This window comes from Acetobacter oryzoeni (assembly GCF_004014775.2).
Lineage (GTDB): Bacteria > Pseudomonadota > Alphaproteobacteria > Acetobacterales > Acetobacteraceae > Acetobacter > Acetobacter oryzoeni.
In genome coordinates this window covers 1,304,606-1,324,379 of the sequence record NZ_CP042808.1, presented here as the reverse complement: position 1 = coordinate 1,324,379, position 19,774 = coordinate 1,304,606, and the positions used below count along the sequence as shown (strand labels likewise).

At 46.2% G+C, this 19,774-nt stretch carries 13 protein-coding genes; 6 read left to right on the top strand and 7 right to left on the bottom strand.

Annotation, left to right across the window (positions count from 1 at the left end; translation table 11 throughout):
- Positions 1-26: 26 nt before the first annotated feature.
- Both EOV40_RS06245 and EOV40_RS06240 read right to left on the bottom strand, forming a co-directional pair.
- Complete coding sequence (locus EOV40_RS06245) at positions 27-1,916, bottom strand: N-acyl-D-amino-acid deacylase family protein (protein WP_128105357.1); 1,890 nt, start codon at positions 1,914-1,916, stop codon at positions 27-29.
- A gap of 437 nt (positions 1,917-2,353) precedes the next feature.
- On the bottom strand, positions 2,354-4,501 hold the full coding sequence (locus tag EOV40_RS06240) for an AsmA family protein (RefSeq protein WP_128105356.1): 2,148 nt from the start codon (positions 4,499-4,501) through the stop codon (positions 2,354-2,356).
- A 272-nt stretch (positions 4,502-4,773) separates the two neighbouring features.
- Between EOV40_RS06240 and EOV40_RS06235 the strand changes: the two genes are divergently transcribed.
- The 6 genes from EOV40_RS06235 (at position 4,774) to EOV40_RS06210 (ending at position 12,858) form a co-directional block, all read left to right on the top strand.
- Positions 4,774-6,216, top strand: a complete 1,443-nt coding sequence (locus EOV40_RS06235) for a DUF2252 domain-containing protein (RefSeq protein ID WP_128105355.1) — start codon at positions 4,774-4,776, stop codon at positions 6,214-6,216.
- 108 nt (positions 6,217-6,324) lie between these two features.
- Complete coding sequence (locus EOV40_RS06230) at positions 6,325-6,906, top strand: TetR/AcrR family transcriptional regulator (RefSeq protein WP_050819832.1); 582 nt, start codon at positions 6,325-6,327, stop codon at positions 6,904-6,906.
- The gene (locus EOV40_RS06225) at positions 6,903-7,232 is read left to right on the top strand and encodes a DMT family transporter (protein ID WP_050819831.1); all 330 of its coding nucleotides are present in this window, start codon (positions 6,903-6,905) and stop codon (positions 7,230-7,232) included. Before EOV40_RS06230 ends, EOV40_RS06225 begins: the two co-directional genes overlap by 4 nt.
- A 39-nt stretch (positions 7,233-7,271) precedes the next feature.
- The gene (locus tag EOV40_RS06220; protein WP_128105354.1) at positions 7,272-8,369 is read left to right on the top strand and encodes an efflux RND transporter periplasmic adaptor subunit; all 1,098 of its coding nucleotides are present in this window, start codon (positions 7,272-7,274) and stop codon (positions 8,367-8,369) included.
- Entirely contained in the window at positions 8,366-11,410 is a 3,045-nt protein-coding gene (locus tag EOV40_RS06215) for an efflux RND transporter permease subunit (protein WP_128105353.1), read from the top strand. The genes EOV40_RS06220 and EOV40_RS06215 overlap by 4 nt, the downstream gene beginning before the upstream one ends.
- Positions 11,407-12,858, top strand: coding sequence for an efflux transporter outer membrane subunit (locus EOV40_RS06210; RefSeq protein ID WP_244297018.1), 1,452 nt, complete (start codon positions 11,407-11,409; stop codon positions 12,856-12,858). The genes EOV40_RS06215 and EOV40_RS06210 overlap by 4 nt, the downstream gene beginning before the upstream one ends.
- An 18-nt stretch (positions 12,859-12,876) precedes the next feature.
- Here the strand turns inward: EOV40_RS06210 and EOV40_RS06205 are convergent, their stop codons facing one another.
- Genes EOV40_RS06205 through EOV40_RS06185 form a run of 5 tightly spaced genes read right to left on the bottom strand, consistent with a single transcriptional unit; the run spans position 12,877 to position 19,720 of the window.
- On the bottom strand, positions 12,877-14,193 hold the full coding sequence (locus tag EOV40_RS06205) for an Hsp70 family protein (protein ID WP_128105352.1): 1,317 nt from the start codon (positions 14,191-14,193) through the stop codon (positions 12,877-12,879).
- A gap of 56 nt (positions 14,194-14,249) precedes the next feature.
- Complete coding sequence (locus EOV40_RS06200; RefSeq protein WP_128105351.1) at positions 14,250-14,897, bottom strand: SOS response-associated peptidase; 648 nt, start codon at positions 14,895-14,897, stop codon at positions 14,250-14,252.
- 20 nt (positions 14,898-14,917) lie between these two features.
- A complete protein-coding gene (locus tag EOV40_RS06195; RefSeq protein WP_128105350.1) occupies positions 14,918-15,673 on the bottom strand; it encodes a DUF72 domain-containing protein in 756 nt (251 codons plus the stop codon).
- Positions 15,674-15,702: 29 nt separating this feature from the next.
- Positions 15,703-17,463: an ABC transporter ATP-binding protein/permease gene (locus tag EOV40_RS06190; RefSeq protein ID WP_128105349.1), complete on the bottom strand. Its 1,761-nt coding sequence runs from the start codon at positions 17,461-17,463 to the stop codon at positions 15,703-15,705.
- Positions 17,393-19,720 (bottom strand): TonB-dependent siderophore receptor, encoded by a 2,328-nt coding sequence (locus EOV40_RS06185; RefSeq protein ID WP_128105348.1) that lies wholly within the window; start codon positions 19,718-19,720, stop codon positions 17,393-17,395. Before EOV40_RS06185 ends, EOV40_RS06190 begins: the two co-directional genes overlap by 71 nt.
- Between the last annotated feature and the right edge of the window lie 54 nt (positions 19,721-19,774).

Sequence of the window (19,774 nt, the reverse complement as noted above, 5' to 3'; positions counted from 1 at the left end):
TTAACAAACACCAAAAAATCGGCCTATTAGAGAATATTTTGTTCCGATAGGTGGTCTTTTGCTCTGATGACACGCCCATATGCTGTTTTTCCGAATTCCTCTGAATATTCGCTGTCATGCCATGCTACTTTGCCGCCAATAATAACATTCCGCACAACAGCGTCAGGACGGTTAACAACTTGCCGACATCCAAATTGGGGACGGTGTATAAAGTGATATGTTTTTTCAGGGTTCCACCGTGCAAGAGCGATCGGATCAATAATGCAAAGATCGGCCTGCATACCAGGACGCACTAACCCCGCATCAATTCCAAAAAACTTGGCAGGAAGACCTGTTAGGCGATGAACCATGACAGAAACCTGCTGCAATCCTTCTTGCTGTGCAATTTTTAAGGCACGAAGGTTTCCATCGTAAAAACCAATATTGGCAAGATGTGCGCCGCTATCGTTAAAACCCGGTAGTGTTTGCTTGTGAAACAGAAGCTTTTTAAGTGTTTTTACATTCCGGTTTGCAAAAGTTGTTTCCCACCGCAAATCTGTATCCCATGTGCGCAGCAAATGTAAAAAGAATGCAGCATCATCTTTAATTGGGTTCGGAAAACTGGAGAAAAATACCTCTTCTTCATCAGTGGATGCGGCATTATGAGCCTCCGCAGCCTGATACATAAGAAGCCTACGATACGGGGCTTCCAGTGTGCCTCCAATCCAACTGGCAAACGGGCATTCCGCCACAATCATGTCTTTCAGATTTCGGGTAAGCACAACGCCTTCCATGCGAAAAAGCCGCAATATTTTTCTAAAAGACCAGCCATTTTTTCCTTTGAGCCACATTTTGCGGAATGCTTTGACCCATTTTGGATCGTTCAAAATACGTGCACGGCCCAAACGGTCATCTAGTTCCAGTTCGTTAAGTGCCCGAAATTCAGGGATTTCATCAGCAATCGGATTGATGGCGCCGTCACTCCAGATGCGAAACGATGAGGAGAGAGCTTGAAAGCGCAAGTTCCCTTTGAATATGCGCGAGTTCAGTATTGAAGAAAGTAGGAGACAAAGATACATGGCGGAACGGTTGGTTTGTAGATCAATCGCTGCCAACACTGTGGTTTTGAGTGAATGCTTGTAAAGGCGTCCACTGCTGAGCATAAAGCTGCGTACAGCAACAAAAATATTGTCTTTTGGGGGCGTGGCCTGCCAAACACGATTATAACGTCGTACAATGTTTGTCAGCCGGGATAATTCTTGGAAACAAGCATACTGTGTTGGAATTTTTTTCTTTTTATTGGGTGAATTGGCCAGAAAATGAAAAGGCAGTGCATCGGTTGAGAAACCGGCATAACCTTGAGCCATGCCAGCTTCCAGAAGTTGCACCATATGGGCAAGTTCCTGCTGTGTTGGCTTCCTGCTGATAGATGCGGTTAACCCCATGACTGCAATTCTGAGCATGGAATGAGGTATGAGCGGCACCACATTTGGCCCCAGAGGCAGGCTTTCCAGATGATGAAGGTAGCTTTCTGAATCTGACCACGTACATGCATCGGCAACCCTTTTGAGGATTGGTTTTGGCATGTTTTCAACCCGTGCAAAACAATCAACAATAGGGTCTTCGCCATTACTGCGCTGATGGCCATATGTGACCCCAATAGAGCAATTACTTATGACAACAGTTGTCGTTCCATGCCGCACTACTTCTGGCAATTCGGGAGCGAGCTCTATTTCCAGATCAAGATGAGTATGAATATCCAGTAATCCTGGCATCAGCCATAAACCCTGACATTCTATCTCAACAGTATTACATGCCGCTTCAAGATGAGATCCGATGGCAGTAATTTTACCATTCGTAACAGCAACATCTGCAATGGCAGGAGGTGCTCCAGAGCCATCAAACAGAAGGCTATTTCGGCAAATAATATCAGCCATATATATCTCCGAAAATAGCGCAGAAAGGCATGAAAAGCATATGCTGACTGTTCTGTCGGCACATAATTTATCTCATCACAACAGATTTGAAGGGTAATTGGTTTCTAAATAATTTGTTTTGTATAAATGTGTGTGAAAATTAATTATACAATCAACATTTTTCGGAATTATAAGTGCATAATTCAAGAAGTATTTATTAAATGTATATATTTTTCGGAAATTCAGCGGAAAGCGAAGCCTATACACAAGAATAGAACCCGTTTTATGCACGAGTTTATAAGAAAATTAAGCAGATCGTAATTTTGTGTCTGCGATTTTCTGGTTTGGGATAATATATGGGCCAGCAGCCTTATCAACACTGCGGACAAACCTTTTGTTTGCCCGCAGTGAATGCACATTAATCAGAATACAGATATAGGAAAATAAAACCAGCTTTTCTATTTTTTATTCTTTAGCTTTGCATCCCATGCAGCTCGCACTTCGGCAGGTGTCATTTGCTTCTGTCCTTTTGGGGCTGGCTGAGCCGGTTGCGATTTCTTACTGCTTACTGTGCGGAATTTAGCAGGGGAAAGCTTGCTTTTTCCTACGGAACCACGTGCATGAGACAAGGCTCCGGGTGCAATGCCTGCTGCGGGGTTGCTGTTAACTTCCTGAACAGCACGGCTGCACAAAGATTTATCACCGACACCAATCTGAATGGTTGGAAGCAAAGCAAGTGGTGGAAAAACAAACCCAAGCCCTGCGGCCGCAGCTGCGCGGCCAAGAATTTCGGCACCAGGCAAAACAGTAGGGGATTTGATGGGACCGGTAATATGAAACGCACCAGGCAACGAAGCGATGGTGGGGTTTTGTGAACGTGTGGTGAGTTCGTAATCCAGCTTATTCGTGCGGAAATTGATGGTACCTTTGCCCAAGGTGCGAGATTCACCCGTTTCAAGCAACAGAGTGTTAGTGGAAACAATACCGTTCTTGAGCGGCATATCGGCAATAAAGCAGCGAATATCTGTATGGGAGGGCAGGCCAATCGCGCTAAGAACAGCGTTAGCCAATTGCAACCCCAACACACTTGGCAAGATAGCGGTAATATCCCCGCCTTGATCCAGCACCAGCGTAAGTCCCCCATTGCCAGCAGCCATTAAGGAAGCAATGGAATTACCTTTTGCTTTCAGAGTCATATGCCCACCAATAATACCTTGGGCTTTTGAATCTGTAGTGGCCTGCATTATGCGTGAAAGATCAATCCGGGCAAAATCAATCCGGGCGGTCGTATCAAACAGTTTGCCGTCTGGCTTAAGGGTGGCAGAACTGGCCAAAGTGCCATTTCCAACCGCAAAATTCAGGCGTTTGAGGTCAATGGCGCCATCAGTCACAAAAAACTCGGCATCAATGTTATCAAGCGGCACTTTCTGGTTTTCGATATGCGCCCCATGATACGTGACATGAGCATTCACAGCATTCAGTTTAGGAATGTTGATAGGCGTATCAGGCAGCACCGTGTTGCTTTTGGCTTCTGCTTTTTCTTCAGCCTTTGTCTTATCTGGCTTTGCACCAATAAAGCCCCCCAAATCAACAAGATTTACCTGCTTGGAATGAAGGTTTGCCTGTACGAATATGGTTTTTTCATGCGGGTTGACTTCAATGGTCCCCCCAATGTCACTCGTGCCCATTTTGCCTTCAAAATCTCGGAACACAATATGCTCACGGGTATAATCCAAAGCGCCAGTAATGTTGTAAGCTGGCGTGCGGGGAATGGGCACACCAGTGAGGGGGTACAGCAAGGACATATCTGGCCCGGCAAAGTGCAGTTTCAGGCGGGCACCAGCAAGAGTGAGGGGGTGGACCACATCACCTTTCAGTGTGGCTGTTGTTGGGCCATTTTGCACAAAAAGATCAACCGGGTAGGGTTCTTTATCTGTAACAAAAGAGAGAACCGTTCCTCCTACAAAGCGGGCTGTAATAGGTTGTTGCGCATAACGCCCCTTGGCTGTGAGGCGCAGAGCCCCACGGCTGTTACCTTCTGGTGGGGTTGTTTCCACTCCCATCTGCATATCAGCCTGTAGCGGATCATGCCGAACATGCAGCGCGCCATTGGTAATACGCAGTTCCCCAATATCAGGGAGGCTGGTTGCCTTATCTGCGTTCTTTTTATCTGTGGAGGCAGGCTTTCCGTCTGCAGTAAAGGTATAGTTGTTTTCACCATTCTTGCGGGCAAGAATATCTGCTTTGGGGTCTGTCAGCGCTATAAGCGGAATATGGAGCGCATGATGCCATATGTAGGACCAGACATCGACTGAAACAGCTAATTCCTTGGATTCAGCAAATAGGCTTTTTTCCTGAGAAAAGGTCTGAGGCTGTTCAATCTTCAGGTTTTCTACGCGAATGGTTGTGATGCGGCCCAAGCCCACATGCAGATGCTCAATAGTTGTTTTACGATGGAGCATTTCTGTAGCGCGGGAATTGACCAAAGGTACAAACCAGTCCCACGACCAGAACAGAATCAGCAGAATAATGGCCAGCAGGAAGGAGCCAAACCCTATCAGCACCGGGTGTGATTTTGCAGGTGTCTGAGGGGGTGTTTCAGTCATAAGGTAGGCTCCTTGATGGTATAAAGGCCAAAAAGATTAAAATTAAAATATGTCAGGGATAGAAAAACTTATCCCGGCATTACGTCTATATAACAAGGCCAACGCTATGTTGGGTTGCGAAGTTCCTGCCTGAAAACGGCAGAAAGGGAATGTGTGTTCCTAAAAAAGACACTCGTCCTAAATATGGCCAGAGATACCAGCGTAAGGCATACCTGTAATGCTTTGTGCTTGGATTGCTGGTTTACTTCTAAGGTTATGCCTAAACATGGCTTATGATCGCATCTCATCCGGCTCAGTCTGCAAGCCTTATCCCGCGTACCTTGCGCCATGCCAATGGCATAAAACTTCGTAAGGCTGCCCCACGCACCCAGCAAGCCGAATGGCATCCTTCAAAAAAAAGGGCGGATCCGGTGTCTATCCTTGAGGCGCAAGGGGCGCATCGGATCAGCGCATTGCTGCCTGTGCGGTATGCACGTATGGCAGTATCTCCTTTCGCGTTTTTGCGCGGAGCGGCGGCGGTGATGGCCGCAGATTTGGCTGGAACACTTACCGCAGGCCCAAAAGTGCAGAGTTGCGGAGATTGCCATCTGGCCAACTTTGGCAGCTATGCCTCTGCCGAAGGAATACCGGTTTTTGATATCAATGACTTTGATGAAACACTTCCTGCTCCATTTGAATGGGATATCAAACGCTTAGGCACCTCCTTGGTTCTTGCTGGACGGGAAGCAGGGCTTGCTGATGGATCTGCCCGTAATCTGGCACGTAGCATGGCGCAATCCTATGCGCAGGAAATGGCGCATCTGGCCCCTATAAGTCCTTTGGAAATCTGGGCAGAACGCATTGACCTTTCTGCTGCCATTGCGGGTTTTCAGAACAAACAGGCTCGCAAAAAAGTCCAGAGCCTGTTGGAAGCGCGATTAGAAAGCGCGCGCAAACATTTTGGCCTTGTGGCGGAAGATTGTGGAACGCCGCGTCTGACAGAAAAACCACCTTTGGTGGTGCGTCTGCCAGAACAGGATGCCGCAATACGCACAGCCTTTGCCAGATATATTGCAACACAACCTCCCGAGCGCGCTATTCTGCTTTCTCGCTATGCATTGCAAGATGTTATTTTCAAGGTTGTTGGGGTAGGGAGTGTGGGGACATTCTGCGCCATAGGTCTATTTTCAACGCCAGATAATGAAGTTTTGCTGCTTCAGATCAAGGAAGCCCAGACTTCTGTTTTAGCGCCATATCTTCAGCCTTCTCCTTTCCACAATCAGGGTGAACGTGTTGTGGTCGGGCAACGTATTATGCAAACAGCATCTGATGCATTTTTAGGCTGGACGCATAGTTGTGGCACGGATGAAGCAGATGGTGAAACCGGGAATCTTTCTATCGGGCAGCGTCAGTTTTATGTGCGCCGGTTGAAAGATCAGCGCTTGGCTGCAATTGGGGCAGAGTTTGCACAGGTTGGTCTGCCTGATTATGCGCTTTTATGTGGCCGTACGCTGGCACGTGCCCATGCACGCTCTGCCGATGTTGCCACTTTAGCAGGCTATCTAGGAGGAGGGCGTGCGTTTGCTGATGCCATAGCTGGGTTCTCCGTTGCTTATGCAGATCAGACAAAAGCTGATTGGAAAGCTTTTTGTGCTGCCATTAAAACTGGTCGTATTTCCACCCAACTTTCTGCATCACCATCCAAAGAAAGCACATCTCAAAAGCAGAAATCTTAAACAGCATATTACAAAGCCTTCAGCACCCCAAACACCATTAAAATCTGATTTTTGGGGTGCTGTGAATCTTGGCTTTACAAAAAACCGTCCAGCCGGTATGTTTTGTCTATGGCAAACCATAAGACACGTACGAACAATCCAGAATCCGTAAAAAGCAATCTTTTAGATGCTGCGGCTGAAATACTGATTCATGAAAGTGCACAAAAACTGACATTGAATCTGGTTGCGCAAAAAGCAGGCGTAAGCAAAGGTGGCTTGCTGCATCATTTTCCCTCCAAAGAGAAGCTTCTTGACGGATTGTTCCATCGTGAACTCAATCTCTTTAGAGATGAGATACTGGCCACCATGGAAAAAGACCCAGTGAAAACTGGGCGAGCGGCACGTGCCTATATCGGCTTGGGAAACGCCTCTAACCCACAGGATAAAAGCTATATTATTCTGCGCCAGCTTTTGTCTGTCATGCTTTCAGACAGCAAACTGTCTCAGGAATGGACGCGCATTTATTGGCAAACAATAAAATCTACTGGTCTTTTTGAAGAAAGCTCACCGTTGATGATTCTATGCTGCCTAGCAGCAGATGGATTGTCGCTGTGGGAAATATTAGGCGCGGAAAAACTGAATGGTATTCAATACGAAGAAATTCAGAACATTATTGAACACATCACACATTCCAAAAAGATTGAACAATGAAAGGATTTTTATATATATTCTTTACAGTGGTTGCTGAAGTGGTGGGCACGGCAGCACTTAAAGAAACACAAAATTTCACAAAACCTCTCCCAATTTTCGTTATGAGTATTGGGTATGTGTTATCATTCCTTTTTCTGTCCCTTGCCTTAAAAATTACACCTATGAGTGTAGTTTATAGTGTGTCTTCTGGGCTAGGTATTGTTTTTTCATGCCTTATTAGCAGATTTTATTTTAATCAAAGCTTAGATTACTCTCAAATATTAGGTATTGTTCTTATATTTTTTGGTGTTTTGCTGTCTAATGGCAGTAATATTCACAACACGTAGAACCCCGCACAATAGATCCAATGCATAGTTGTAAGTATTATGTATCATAACAGAAAAAAAACAAATTTTTTTTATAAGGCTGTTTTGATTGCAGCTTTTATATCTGCAAGTGGTTGCAAGGAAAAACGTCCTGAAACTGTAGCTCCACAACAAAAGCCTGTTGAAGCAGTTCAGGTTGTACCAGCTAATCATAACTCATCAAACTATGTAGGTTTCTACACAACCGAGCATATCATATCTGTTTCTTCAGTAAGGGAAGGAAAAATCAAAAATATTCCTGTACATGAAGGCGAAATCATACATAAAGACGATGTTTTGGTTGTTATGCACAATACAGATTCAAAACTTCTTCTGGCGCAAGCTCAGAATGAGTTTGAAGAAGCACATGCCAATACACTTCAACTTTCTGATCTCGTAAAGCGCAGTAATGGTTTGGATGCGATAGGTGCTTTATCTACAAGCGCAATAAAAGATAGACAATCAGCTCTCGCCATGGCGCGCGCAAAAGAAAAAGCCGCAAAAGAATCTGTAAAACTGGCTGAAAGTCATGAACAGCAAAGCATGATACGCGCCCCAGAGGATGGAACTCTCATAAAAATTTCTACGCAGCCCGGTGCATTAACCGGGGCAGGAAATGAGGTTGCTGTGCTGGCTGCAGGAAAACCCGAAATTGATGTCGAATTATATGATTCAAATTGTGTAAATATTGGCGAGAAAGCCGAAATTAAGATTACAACAGGCACCTCCCAATCTATTATTACACAAGGAGAGGTGGTACGTATCAGCCCATACTTTGATGATGAAACAAAAATAAGGCATGCAAGGGTGTTATTAAAAACACCCTTGCCAATACCATTTAATGATTCAGTTCTGGTCAACTTTATTCCAGAACAAGTAAAAAATCGTGTTCGTGTGCCTCTTACAGCGCTTTTTTATAAACAGGGGCTCCCTTATGTTTGGAAAGTGAGTGAAGACCAACAACATATTTCTGAACAGCGTATCACGATTATAAGCTTGAGCGGGCAAGATGCCGTTGTAACGGGGCTTTTGCCTCAGCAACTTGTTGTTTCAAATGGCCCGGATCTTCTTCGCCACGAAGATATCGTGAAAATTGTTCAAATGGATGATCATTCATGATGTCTCAAAAGTTCAATCCATCTCGCTGGGGTGTGGAACATCCTCAGCTTATTGGCTTTTTGATGATTATCTCTCTTATTGCAGGGGGATGGCAATTTGCAAATTTGGGTCGAGCTGAAGATCCTAATTTCACATTAAAAAGCATGACTATTTCGGCCCAATGGTCTGGTGCAAGCCCAGACGCATTGCAGACACAAATTATAGATCCGCTGGAGCAAGAATTACGTGGTATAGAATTTTTAGATTCCCTTTCTACTTACTGTAACCCGTCTTTCTGTGTCACTCAGGTTTCATTAAATGATAATGCTCCAAAAGAGCAGGTCCCGCAGATATGGCAAAAAGTTCGTAATAAAGTATCTGATGTTTCTCCTTCTTTACCAGAAGGAAGCAGTCTGTCTGTAAACGATGATTTTGCAGATGTGTATGGTTATACTTTTGCGCTCACAGGCCCTGAAATATCCAGTCTTTCTCCAATAGCCAAGAAAATCAAAACAGGTTTCCAGAGAATTCCTGATGTTGGAAAAGTACAGGTTATTGGAGAAATTCCAGCAACATTTAATATAGATATAGATCCTACCCGCCTAAAAAATACGGGTATAGGTTTGCAGCAATTTTCTGAATCTATACAGCAGCACAGTCTTATTGCCTCAGGAGGCATGCTGGACTTTGGCATTGATGTACCTATTGATGTTTCTGGTGCCGCAGATAATCAGGAATCTATAGAGCAGATCACATTACCTTCAAAATCTGGTAATTTGCATGTTAAAGACATTGCAACTGTTAGCCGTGGATATGTTGATCCTCCATCCAGCATTGTCCGGTATCATGGCCAGCCGGCATTAATTATAGCCGTGGCAATGGCAAAAGATGGAGATGGTCTGGCCTTAGGTAAAAGGCTGAATACAGAACTGGGCAAAATAAATGCGGACCTTCCTACAGGGCTAAAGTTTGTTCAGGTTGAAGATCAAAGTAAAATTATTAAGGAAGCTGTAAATACATTCCTTTTAAAATTCTTTTTTGCACTCCTGGTCGTGTTGATTGTGGCTTTTGGCACGCTCGGATTTCGAAGCGGTATGGTTGTGGCATTTTCTGTGCCGCTTACCTTATCTTTTGTCGCATTATATATGAAAATATCAGGTATTAGCTTAGAGCGTATTTCTCTTGGTGCTTTAATACTGTCTCTTGGTCTGTTAGTTGATGATGCTATTATTAGTATTGAGGCCATGATTGTGCAGTTATCTAACGGCGCAAGCCGAGAGGATGCTGCATCCTACGCATGGTCGCACACTGCGTTCCCCATGCTTACGGGCACGTTAATCACAATTATAAGCTTTCTACCTGTCGGAATAGCTAAATCTACTACAGGTGAGTATGCCGGTGAAATTTTCTGGGTAAGTGCAGCGGCATTACTTTGCAGTTGGGTTGTAGCTGTGGTTTTTATACCATTGCTTGGCGTATGGTTTTTACCACAACCCAAAAATGCACTAGAAAATGAACCTTCGTTAGAAAGCAAAAGCATTCTTCTTTTAAGAAAAATTCTTGAGTGGGTTATTGTTAAAAGAAAAACTGTGTGCGCAGTAACCATTTTTCTTCTTGTTATTGCAATATTTGGCACAAACTTAGTGAATCAGCAGTTCTTCCCATTATCGGACCGTCCAGAACTGATTGTTGATGTTGCATTACCCCCCGGCAGCTCGCTGAGTAAAACAAATAAAATTGTAAGTAATATTGAAAGCAGGATTTTATCCTTACCTTCACTGTATCATATTGAAACACATATTGGAGATGGTGCTCCCAGATTTTACATGCCTTATATTCCTGCCAGTCCCAGCGCTTCACACGCAACACTTTTGCTGGTTGCCAAGGATCTGGATGCCCGAGAAGAAATTTTCAGGAAGATCAAAGAATTTGCTAATGATATCCCGGCAAGCCTTCATGTACAAAGACTTTCCTTGGGGCCAACTGCTGATTTTCCAGTGCAATATCGGGTTATCGGGCCCAATGTAGATGAAATTATAAATATTTCCCATGAAATAAGAGATATTCTTAAAAAAACACCTGGCACATCTGATGTACAAATTGACTGGGGCAACCGCACTTTATCTGAATCATTCAAGCTGGATTCAGGTAAAGTTGTTCATTTTGGAAGTAATCGCATTGCCGTTGCACAACAGCTGCAGGCTTTTCTTTCTGGGGAAGTGGTAGGAACAATTTTCAGCACAGATAATCACCGTAGTCTGGTTATTCGTGCAGAAGAAAAATACCGTCATGACCCGCAATTATGGATGCTGCTTCCGATACAAACGCCAATGGGCAATGTGTTTTTAGGTCAATTGGGCTCCTTGGAAGTCAAACAGGTTTTTCCCGTTATATGGCGGCGAAATGGGGCGCCGTGCATAACCGTTCAATCTGATGTTCTGCCGGGCGCCGAACCCTTGGACATTGTTGAGCAAATAAAACCTGAAATAGATAATATAAAAAAGCATCTTCCATATGGTTATAGAGTGGAAATAGGGGGGGATGCCGAGCTTTCTCAAACAGCAAATGATGCGATATTTGCTTTATTACCCCCAACAGTAGGCATCATGCTGCTGATTTTGATGCTGCAATTACAACAGTTCAGCCGTGTTATACTGGTTTTATGCTCCAGTTTTTTAGGGGTAATAGGCGCTGTATTGGGCTTGCTTATTTTTAATGCCCCCTTTGGTTTTGTGGCTTTGTTAGGTTTAATTGCTCTGGCTGGAATGATCATGCGCAATACCATCTTATTGGTTGATCAAATAGAATATAATAAGCGGAATGGCTTATCCTTAAATGCGTCTGTTATTGATGCAACACTATTACGCGCAAGGCCAGTTATACTTACAGCCTTAGCATCAGTTTTTGCCTTCATTCCTTTGGCCTTCAATATTTTTTGGGGACCTATGGCCATTGTCATGATTGGAGGTTTGAGTGTTGCGACATTTCTTACTCTTCTTGCCTTGCCAGCTTTTTACTTAGTGATGTTTGGTGAAAAACAAAAAGATAAGGCTGTCCAATGATTTTTATATTTTCCAAATCCCAGAAAAATACAGTTGCACTCTTACTATCAGGAATATTGTTGGGAGCATGCTCCCTGCAGCCTAAAACACCACTCCCCAAAGTCGCCTTACCACAAATGTGGGAGAATACTCCTGCCCAGCAGTTTAATGGGAAGGTTCAAAAAAAATGGTGGCAAAATTTCAATCAACCAGAGCTGGATAAGCTTATAGATATTGGCCTTCAGGAAAATATTGATATCAATATTGCTTATGAAAAACTGCAGGCATCTCGCATTGAAACAAAAATAGCCTATGTCGCCAATATGCCAGAAATTAACGGCACAGCAGGGTATAGTAGAAATTATACATCTACAGCAGGTATAGGTGATGTATTGCGGCCTCTGTTAGGGCTAGATCAAGGTGGTTCATACCTAGAACCTAAAGGGGTTTCTTATAGTAATTTTAATACCGGCATGTTTGCATCATGGGAATTGGATTTATGGGGCCGCTATAAGTTAATGCGGAAGGTGGCAGATGCTAACCGTCAGGCTTTTCAAGATGATATAGAGGCTGTGTCTCTTTCATTCGAAGCAGAAATCTGTCGTCTCTATTTTCTTTGGCGCAATCTTGCACAAATGGTAGAAATAGAAAAACAAGCATCCAATATTTTAAAAGAAATAGAAGTTATAAATAATGCCTCATATCAACGCGGTCTCATTTCACAAACAGTTCTTCTTGAGCAAAGCAATCAGTTTCATAAGGTTTTTATGAAGTATCAGGAACTGGATAATGCACAGCTGGCCGTGCAGCGTGCGCTTTCCATGTTAGTATATAACCGCCCAGATGCTTTATCTGTAATGAATGATAGTTTTTCACCTATCGATTATACTCAGACCACACCAGCACCTTTAAAAATTCCATCCGTATTGGTGAAAAGTCGGCCAGATATTCGTGCGGCTGAACAAAGATTGCATGCAGCTTCAGCTATGGTTGGTATTGCCAGGGCGGATTTTTACCCCCGAATTACGTTTTCTGGCGAACTCTCCATAGATGCGTTAACCTTAACCGAGTTCGGATGGGGCGCACGAAATACTCAATTTGGCCCAACGCTCACACTACCTATTTTTGAAGGTGGAAAAATTGCGCGACAAGTGGAATTGCGCCAATCCGAACTCAAAAACGCTGGGCTGGAATATAAGCGAACTGTGTTAAATGCTTGGAAAGAAACAGAAGACGCTCTTGCCAACTACAACATGACACGCGAACAGTATGGAAATGCTGTGCAAATGGCTGAAAATGCAAAAATCAGCTCAAAAAGGGTAGGGGTTTCTTACCGGCACGGAGATGAATCTAAAGCAGAATTTCTTGTCAGCCAGCTTGCCAATCTAGATGCCGAGATTGAGCTTTTAAACATGCAACAACGTTTGATGGAGAACTACATTCGCCTTTACGTGGTTTCAGGCGGGTAAAGTGTAGGCCTCCAAAACCTACACAGAGGCCAACGCCAACCCTTCGGCAACAGAAACAAACTCCCCACCCAATTCAACCCGATCTTCTCCAAAGCGAGACGTAAAAAGTTGTCTAACTGCAGGTACGAAAGACGTGCCCCCAGTTAGAAACACGCGGTCAATCTGTTCTGGCGCAAGAGAGGCCTGACTGAGTGCTTGATCAATACCTTCACCAAGTTTGGCAATATCAGGGGCAATCCAGCGGTCAAAATCTGCGCGTGAGACGGTTGTTTTAATATCCAGACCGGGTTGAGAGTAAGAAAGCTCAGCACTTTCCGCAGAGGATAAAGCACGTTTGGTGGCAGAAACCGCATTATAAAGTTCTTGCCCATGCTGCTCACGAATAAGCTCTATCAGGCTTTTCAGTTTTTCCGGTTCAGAAGCCGTTCGGGCAACATCTGCAATTTCATTAAGAATACGCGGAGTGCGCATCAAAGAAAGACGATGCCAGCGTGCTAGAGAGTGGTACCATTCAATAGGTACTGGCAGGGGCTCCCCTCCCATAATGCGGAATGTGCAATCACGCCCAAGATAAGGGGCCACAACATTATCAATAATACGGAAATCAAACTGATCCCCAGCCAGCCCTACACCTGTATGGCCAAGCGGCTGTGCCCCTTGATTGCTGGCGGGGTCAAAACGCATGATCGAAAAGTCACTCGTCCCACCGCCAAAGTCACCAACCAGCACAGTTGCGGGCCGATCCAGCCGCTGCATGAAGCGCCAGCCCGCGGCTTCTGGCTCCATCATAACGGCCACATCTGCAAATCCTGCCTGCGTAAAGGCCGCCCTTAGCCGGGCTTCCCCCAAGGCGTTATCTGCGTTTTCGCCTACAAAATGCACCGGCCGCCCAACCGTAACGTGGCATTCTGCCGGAGTAATATCTGTAAGCGCCATCAATTCCCGCAGGAACGTAGCAATCAGATTTTCCAACGAAAGGCGCTGGCTAAAAACCTGTGTCTCACGAAAGCTGGCTTGAGCCAGATAAGACTTCATGGACATGATAAGCCGCGTTTCGGACGGATCATCAAGATGCGCCTCAACAGCGTAAGCGCCCACAGCCCGCTGGAGCAGCCGCCTGCCGCCTTCCATCTCTTGCCATAAGGCAAGAAGCGTGGGGCAGGTTTGAGAAGAACCACCATCCGGCGTAGGGAAAGAAATGGTCTGAATGGTACGATCAGGACGCGCGATAACGATGACGCTATTGGTCGTACCGAAATCAATGCCGATCTGGATGGGGCGGGCTGAAATAATCATGGTTGGCGGAAAATAATGTCCACTTGCCATGCTGTCCATGCCTCATGATGCTCTACCGCACCAGATATCTGCATTTTCCTCAATAACAGGCGCGATTAGTTCTGGGCGTTAGCTGGGGCAATCACTTTCAACGTACCATCTGGTAGGGGGCTTTGGAGCTGAAGAGCCTCTTCCGCTGGCGCATTCATCCAGATATCCAGCTCTTCCGGCTGCGTGAGAATAACCGGCATGGCTTTTGGGTGAATGGCTCCAACCTCCCGGTTGGCTTCTGTGGTCAGAAATCCAAAGAGATCATCCGTTGTTTCCCCGTCTGCCAGTTTGCGCACAGATGTCCATTGGCACCAGATCCCGGCAAAAAATGCCAGAGGTTCATCATCGCTACGGGCAAACCATACGGGTTGTGACTTACCATCTGGCAGGCGCGTGGGTTCTGAAAAAGCCGTTAGCGGCACAAGGCAGCGATGCCCCACATGCTCCCAACGTTTCCACCACATGGAAGATGGGTGGCGGATATTGGTAACACCCCGGTCAACCTTGTGTCCCTTAAGATAGTTTGGTGGGGTGGGCATGCCCCAGCGCGCCATCATCAATTCCCGGCCTTGTGCTGTATTGCGCACAATGGGCGCCATGGTGTTGGGGTAGATATCTGGCAACGGTTGAAGATTGCCCGTGTGGTCTGCCACCACCTTTGCTGCCTTGCGAATGGCCTGTGGGTTGGATGTCATGGAATAGAGATTACACATCAGCTGGCTCCAAAGGCACGTTAATCCGTGATCATGCTGGGTGAATGCTTTAACGCCCGCAATGCCTCTATCAGTTCAAGTGCATTCTGTGTGGCGGCACCAAAGGTAGTGTTATCATAAATTGTCCAAACATCCGTACCACATGCGCTTAATGCGGCAACACTGTTTGCATGTGCCTGCACAGCTTCTGCGCTATACGGTGATTCATAAATGCGCGGAGAGCCATGTAGCCGAAAATAGGCAAGACCATTCCATCCTCCGGGTTGTGCAGCAGAAGCAAATCGAGCCGGATCCGCCGCAACCCGTGAGACATGCTGCCTTTTCAGCATTAGATCAACTTCTGGCTGAAACCAGCTTACATGCCTAGGTTCCAGTACAACCGGGCCGTTGATGATAACTTTCAGATCATGAAGAAACTGTTCAGCAATATCTCCGGGATAAGCAAAACTGGGGGGCAGTTGCACCAGAATAGGGCCACGCTTATTGCCTAAACCGCTGGTTTCCTCAGCAAAGCGCGCAACAAGGTCCTGGCACCCTATAAAGCGCTGCTCATGCGTAATTGTCTTGGGAAGTTTAACGGAAAAACGGAAATCAGAGGATACGCTCGCCGCCCAGCGCACATAAGTTTTGTGCTGATGAGGGCGATAGAAACTGCTGTTAATCTCCACAGCAGAAAAACGCGTGCCGTAGCGTTCAAGATGCGTACCAGTTGCAGGAAATTCTGCAGCGAGTTGGGCAGGAACCGACCAGCCAGCAACGCCGATGCGAATGGGCATAAGCGGTTTCTCCTCTAGTTTGCTAAGAATTAAAAGAACGCCTTTCCATTTTGTAAAACAATTTGTTTCTGATGATAATCTTGCAGCGCTTTGCGGTGTGTCACGCTGATAATTGTACAATTGGGCAAGAGTGTTAGCAGCGCCTCATAAAGGCCGTGCTCATTGGTTTCATCCAGTGCAGAGGTGGCTTCGTCCAGAAACAGAATGGAGGGTTGAAATAGAAAAACCCGTGCCAAGGCCAGACGCTGCTGCTCTCCACCAGACAGGATATTCCCCCATACTTGCTCTTCATCCAGACGAGACACATAACCACCCAGATTTGCGGCATGCAGGGCTGCTTCATACGCGTGCAAATCATGCTTCTCTGGCAATAACGGGTAGGAAAGGGCTTGCCGCAAAGGCCCCGATGGCACGTAGCTTTGTTGCGGAACAAACATGGCTTTCGCGCTGTTAAGGCACACTTCTCCACTGCCATAAGGCCATAACCCGGCTAAGCAGCGTAAAAATGTGCTCTTTCCGCTGCCGGATGCCCCGTAAATGGCCCATCGCTCACCGGCTTGAAATGTCAGGCTGCCAAAGTCCAGAAATCTCTGCCCGGAAGGCAGGTTAAGAACCAGATTATGGGTTGAAACTGTATTTTGGTTTGTAGGTTTGCAAACAATACCTTGTCTCGGCTTTTGCTGTATGATGCGTTCAAATTCAGCCAGACGCTGCAATGTGGAGCGCAGATTGGCTAGATCTGTGTAGTTATCAATAAACCATTGCAAACTTCTTCGAACCTGCATGAAAGCCGCATTGATACGCGCATAAGTGCCAAACGTAAGTGCATGCGCCATAATTTTGGGCACCAGCAAAACCCATAAAATAATGGAAGCGGTTTGATTATAAAACGTTCCCACAAAGTTGGCACGCCAGGTGTAATGCACAACCTTGCGCCAATTTTTGGCAATGTGGGCTAGGTGAGTGGAAAAGCGCAGATGCTCAGCATCTTCCCCTTTATAAAAAGCAACCTGTTCAGAGTTGCGCCGCAAATCAAGCAGGCTTGCGCGTAAATCGGCATCGTAATGCTGTTGCTGATAATCAGCGTTTACTAAGGGGCCACCCACTTTTTCTATAACAAAGGAAACCAATACAGAAACAAGAACTGTTCCAAAAAACAGATAGCCGGGAATATGATAGATATGCCCCCAAAGTGGCACCGATAACGCTCCGCCGATTTCCCATAAAACAATGGAGAATGACAGCAACGTCATCACAGCCTGAATAGCATCCAACCCCAGTTTAAGAACAAGGGTTGTCATTTGTGCAAGGTCATCTGCAATACGCTGGTCTGGGTTATCTGCCTGCGCGGCATCATGCTCCAAACGGTAATAGGTCGTGTCTTTCAGGTAGTGTTGCAGATAAACCTTTGTGTTCCATAAGCGCCAGCGCATGGAAAGGATCTGTGTCAGATAGGTTTGCAGCACATAAATGCCGGCTGAAAGAGCGCAAGCCGCAATATAAACCGGCAACATGCCTAGGGCTTTGCGCACATGGAAGGCAAAAAAGGCATCAAAAAACTTTTGGTCCCAAATGCCAAACCATACGGCAGTGCGCACATAAAGCAGCGAAAGCCCAATAATAAGCCCTAGCAGCCCCCATGCTTTCCATTTTTCTGCGGACACCCAGAAAGGAAGCAGAATTTTCCAGTCCGAAAAAGAGTGAGAAGAAGAGGGGGGATCAGTACGTAGCACGAAGCGTTGCCATGAAATTGCGAGGGGCTGCAGGAAAGTTGAACTGCCATATACCACTGGCGCGTTCGTAATAATGGCGGTTGGTCAGATTATAGGCATTCAGTTGCAGACGCAGATTACGGTTGATCTTGTAACCAATCATGCCATCCATCGTCATGTATCCACCTTGCACGGTGGTAGCGTAACTCCCGCGCAGATTGCTGTTGGCATCTATTCCAACCCCTATGTTCAGGTCTTTCAACCGTCCATCTGGCACGGTGTAATGCACCCAGGATTTGAACATGTGGTGGGGAGAGTAAACGCCGCCAAAATCGCTTACGCGGGAATTGGAAACTTTGGTATCCAGATACGTATAGCCAATGGAAACATCCAGATTAGGCAGAACTTGCCCATCTATCTGCATTTCCCACCCCTGGCGGCGAATAGGCCCAGTGGTGACGTAAAACTGTGCATGCAGAGGGTCTTGCACCGGCTGGTTTACACTCTCCATCCGGAACAGAGCAGAAGAAACATTTAACCGGCCATGAAAATATTCCGCCTTAAACCCGGTTTCAATCTGGTTACCACGCTGAGGCGTTAGCCCGCCACCGTGATACGTTTCCTTGCCCACAGAAGGGGTGAAAATACTGGAGTAGCTGGCATACCAAGAGATATGGGGCGTAATCTGGTAAACTGCTCCCAGATAAGGCGTAAGCTCTCCATGTATGTTGGATGTTGTCTGCCATTGTGTTGCTGGTGCGGGGGCAATATCGCGCAGTTTCTCGTAATAGCGTGAGGCGCGTCCGCCCAGAATAAGAGAGAGCTTTTTGGTGAGTTCAAACCGGAGCTGGCCATAAAACCCCCATTGATAGGCGTAATCATCCGTGCCCCAACCATTGGTGTTTGTGGCATAGTTAAAACAGCTCGCTGCGGGTTTTTTAACAACATCCGTGTTGTTTATGCTCACATCATTATAGATGGCGTTACAGGTGTTGTTGGCATACTGCGTAACCTGTTCGTACGAATTATAGTTAAACCCGAAAAGCGCATGATGCGTGCGGTTTAAAAAATGGAAACTGCCCTGGGCATAAATATCCGCAGAGCGTGATGAATTCGTACCCTTAAAGGCAGCAATGCCTTGGTCCCGATACTGTAAGGTCCCTGTGCTGGGGTCTATCTGGTTCCAGGGTTCGTTATAAAGCGTGTTGTAGCTTTGATCGTAAAATGTGCCACGTGCTGTTGCTGACCAATCTCCCCAGAGTTTCTGGTTGAGTGAGGCAATGGTCTGTTGAGTCATGTAATTGGAATATCCCCAGCTCTGGCTAGGGTTTGCCGAGCGGCTGCCAGACCACAGCGTATTGGCCGTTGTAAGCGGCAATCCGTAGTAGGGGGCCTGATTATCCTGCTGTTGCGCTGCGTGAGAAACCATAAAGGTGGTGCGCGGGGTTATATCCCACTCCAGCACCCCATAGGCCTGCCATTTGCGGGTATGGGCATATTTGTAAAAGTAATCATTATCTTCAAACAGATCAGCCGTGCGAAAGCGAAGAGTTTTGGATTTGTTGAGCGCTACCGTCATATCCACATCAGCGCGGTAGTTGTTAAAGCTTCCAACGCTGGCGGCACCGCTTAGCGCAAAATCCTGCCCCGGTTTTTTGGTGACCTCATTTACAACGCCACCCGCGCCACCAGCCCCCTGTAACAGGCCCGAAGACCCACGCAGCACCTCGATACGATCATACATGGAAAGATCAAAACTGGCGTTATTCAACGTTCCTGAAGCGTTTGGCGTGCCATCCACAGAAGTGGTGAGTTGGTACCCACGTGAGTAGAAATTCGAATTGGCCGTAGAGGCCGGCATAACCCGAATACCGTTAATCTGGCGCATGGCATCCGTCATTGTCAGCATGTTGGAATCTTCCATACGCTGCTGTGTAATGACAGATACAGACTGGGGAATATCCTTCAGTGCAACCGGCGTTTTCCCCCACGCTTCTATTGTTGGCACAGTGTAGGAATGTCGGGAGCCAGATCCATATACAGTAATATTCTGATGAGTTGTTTCAGCAGATGCGTGATTTGCCGAAGATGAACACCCGCATGAAGGCCCTGAAGCGCTGCATTTTTTAGGCCCACTGGTTGAGGTTGGCGTGCAGTAGACGGGGGGTGAAGCAGCCAATGCTGGCGCACAGATAAGCGTAAGACCGCCTACCATAACCCCAAAACATGGGAGTGTTCGAAAAATACGAGACATACCTATCTGTCCTGACAGCGTCATACATAAAGGCTGACAGGGCAGGTTGATGTATCCAGCCCTTATGGCTGGTTCCCGCATAAGGCGGGAATGACAGATGCTATTATATTACAGATAGCAGCCGCAAAAACGTGT

Excerpts from the sequence above, each read along its gene's own strand:
- EOV40_RS06245 (WP_128105357.1), bottom strand. The coding sequence starts at position 1,916 with ATGGCTGATATTATTTGCCGAAATAGCCTTCTGTTTGATGGCTCTGGA.
- EOV40_RS06240 (WP_128105356.1), bottom strand. The coding sequence starts at position 4,501 with ATGACTGAAACACCCCCTCAGACACCTGCAAAATCACACCCGGTGCTG.
- EOV40_RS06235 (WP_128105355.1), top strand. The coding sequence starts at position 4,774 with ATGATCGCATCTCATCCGGCTCAGTCTGCAAGCCTTATCCCGCGTACC.
- EOV40_RS06230 (WP_050819832.1), top strand. The coding sequence starts at position 6,325 with ATGGCAAACCATAAGACACGTACGAACAATCCAGAATCCGTAAAAAGC.
- EOV40_RS06225 (WP_050819831.1), top strand. The coding sequence starts at position 6,903 with ATGAAAGGATTTTTATATATATTCTTTACAGTGGTTGCTGAAGTGGTG.
- EOV40_RS06220 (WP_128105354.1), top strand. The coding sequence starts at position 7,272 with ATGTATCATAACAGAAAAAAAACAAATTTTTTTTATAAGGCTGTTTTG.
- EOV40_RS06215 (WP_128105353.1), top strand. The coding sequence starts at position 8,366 with ATGATGTCTCAAAAGTTCAATCCATCTCGCTGGGGTGTGGAACATCCT.
- EOV40_RS06210 (WP_244297018.1), top strand. The coding sequence starts at position 11,407 with ATGATTTTTATATTTTCCAAATCCCAGAAAAATACAGTTGCACTCTTA.
- EOV40_RS06205 (WP_128105352.1), bottom strand. The coding sequence starts at position 14,193 with ATGGACAGCATGGCAAGTGGACATTATTTTCCGCCAACCATGATTATT.
- EOV40_RS06200 (WP_128105351.1), bottom strand. The coding sequence starts at position 14,897 with ATGTGTAATCTCTATTCCATGACATCCAACCCACAGGCCATTCGCAAG.
- EOV40_RS06195 (WP_128105350.1), bottom strand. The coding sequence starts at position 15,673 with ATGCCCATTCGCATCGGCGTTGCTGGCTGGTCGGTTCCTGCCCAACTC.
- EOV40_RS06185 (WP_128105348.1), bottom strand. The coding sequence starts at position 19,720 with ATGCGGGAACCAGCCATAAGGGCTGGATACATCAACCTGCCCTGTCAG.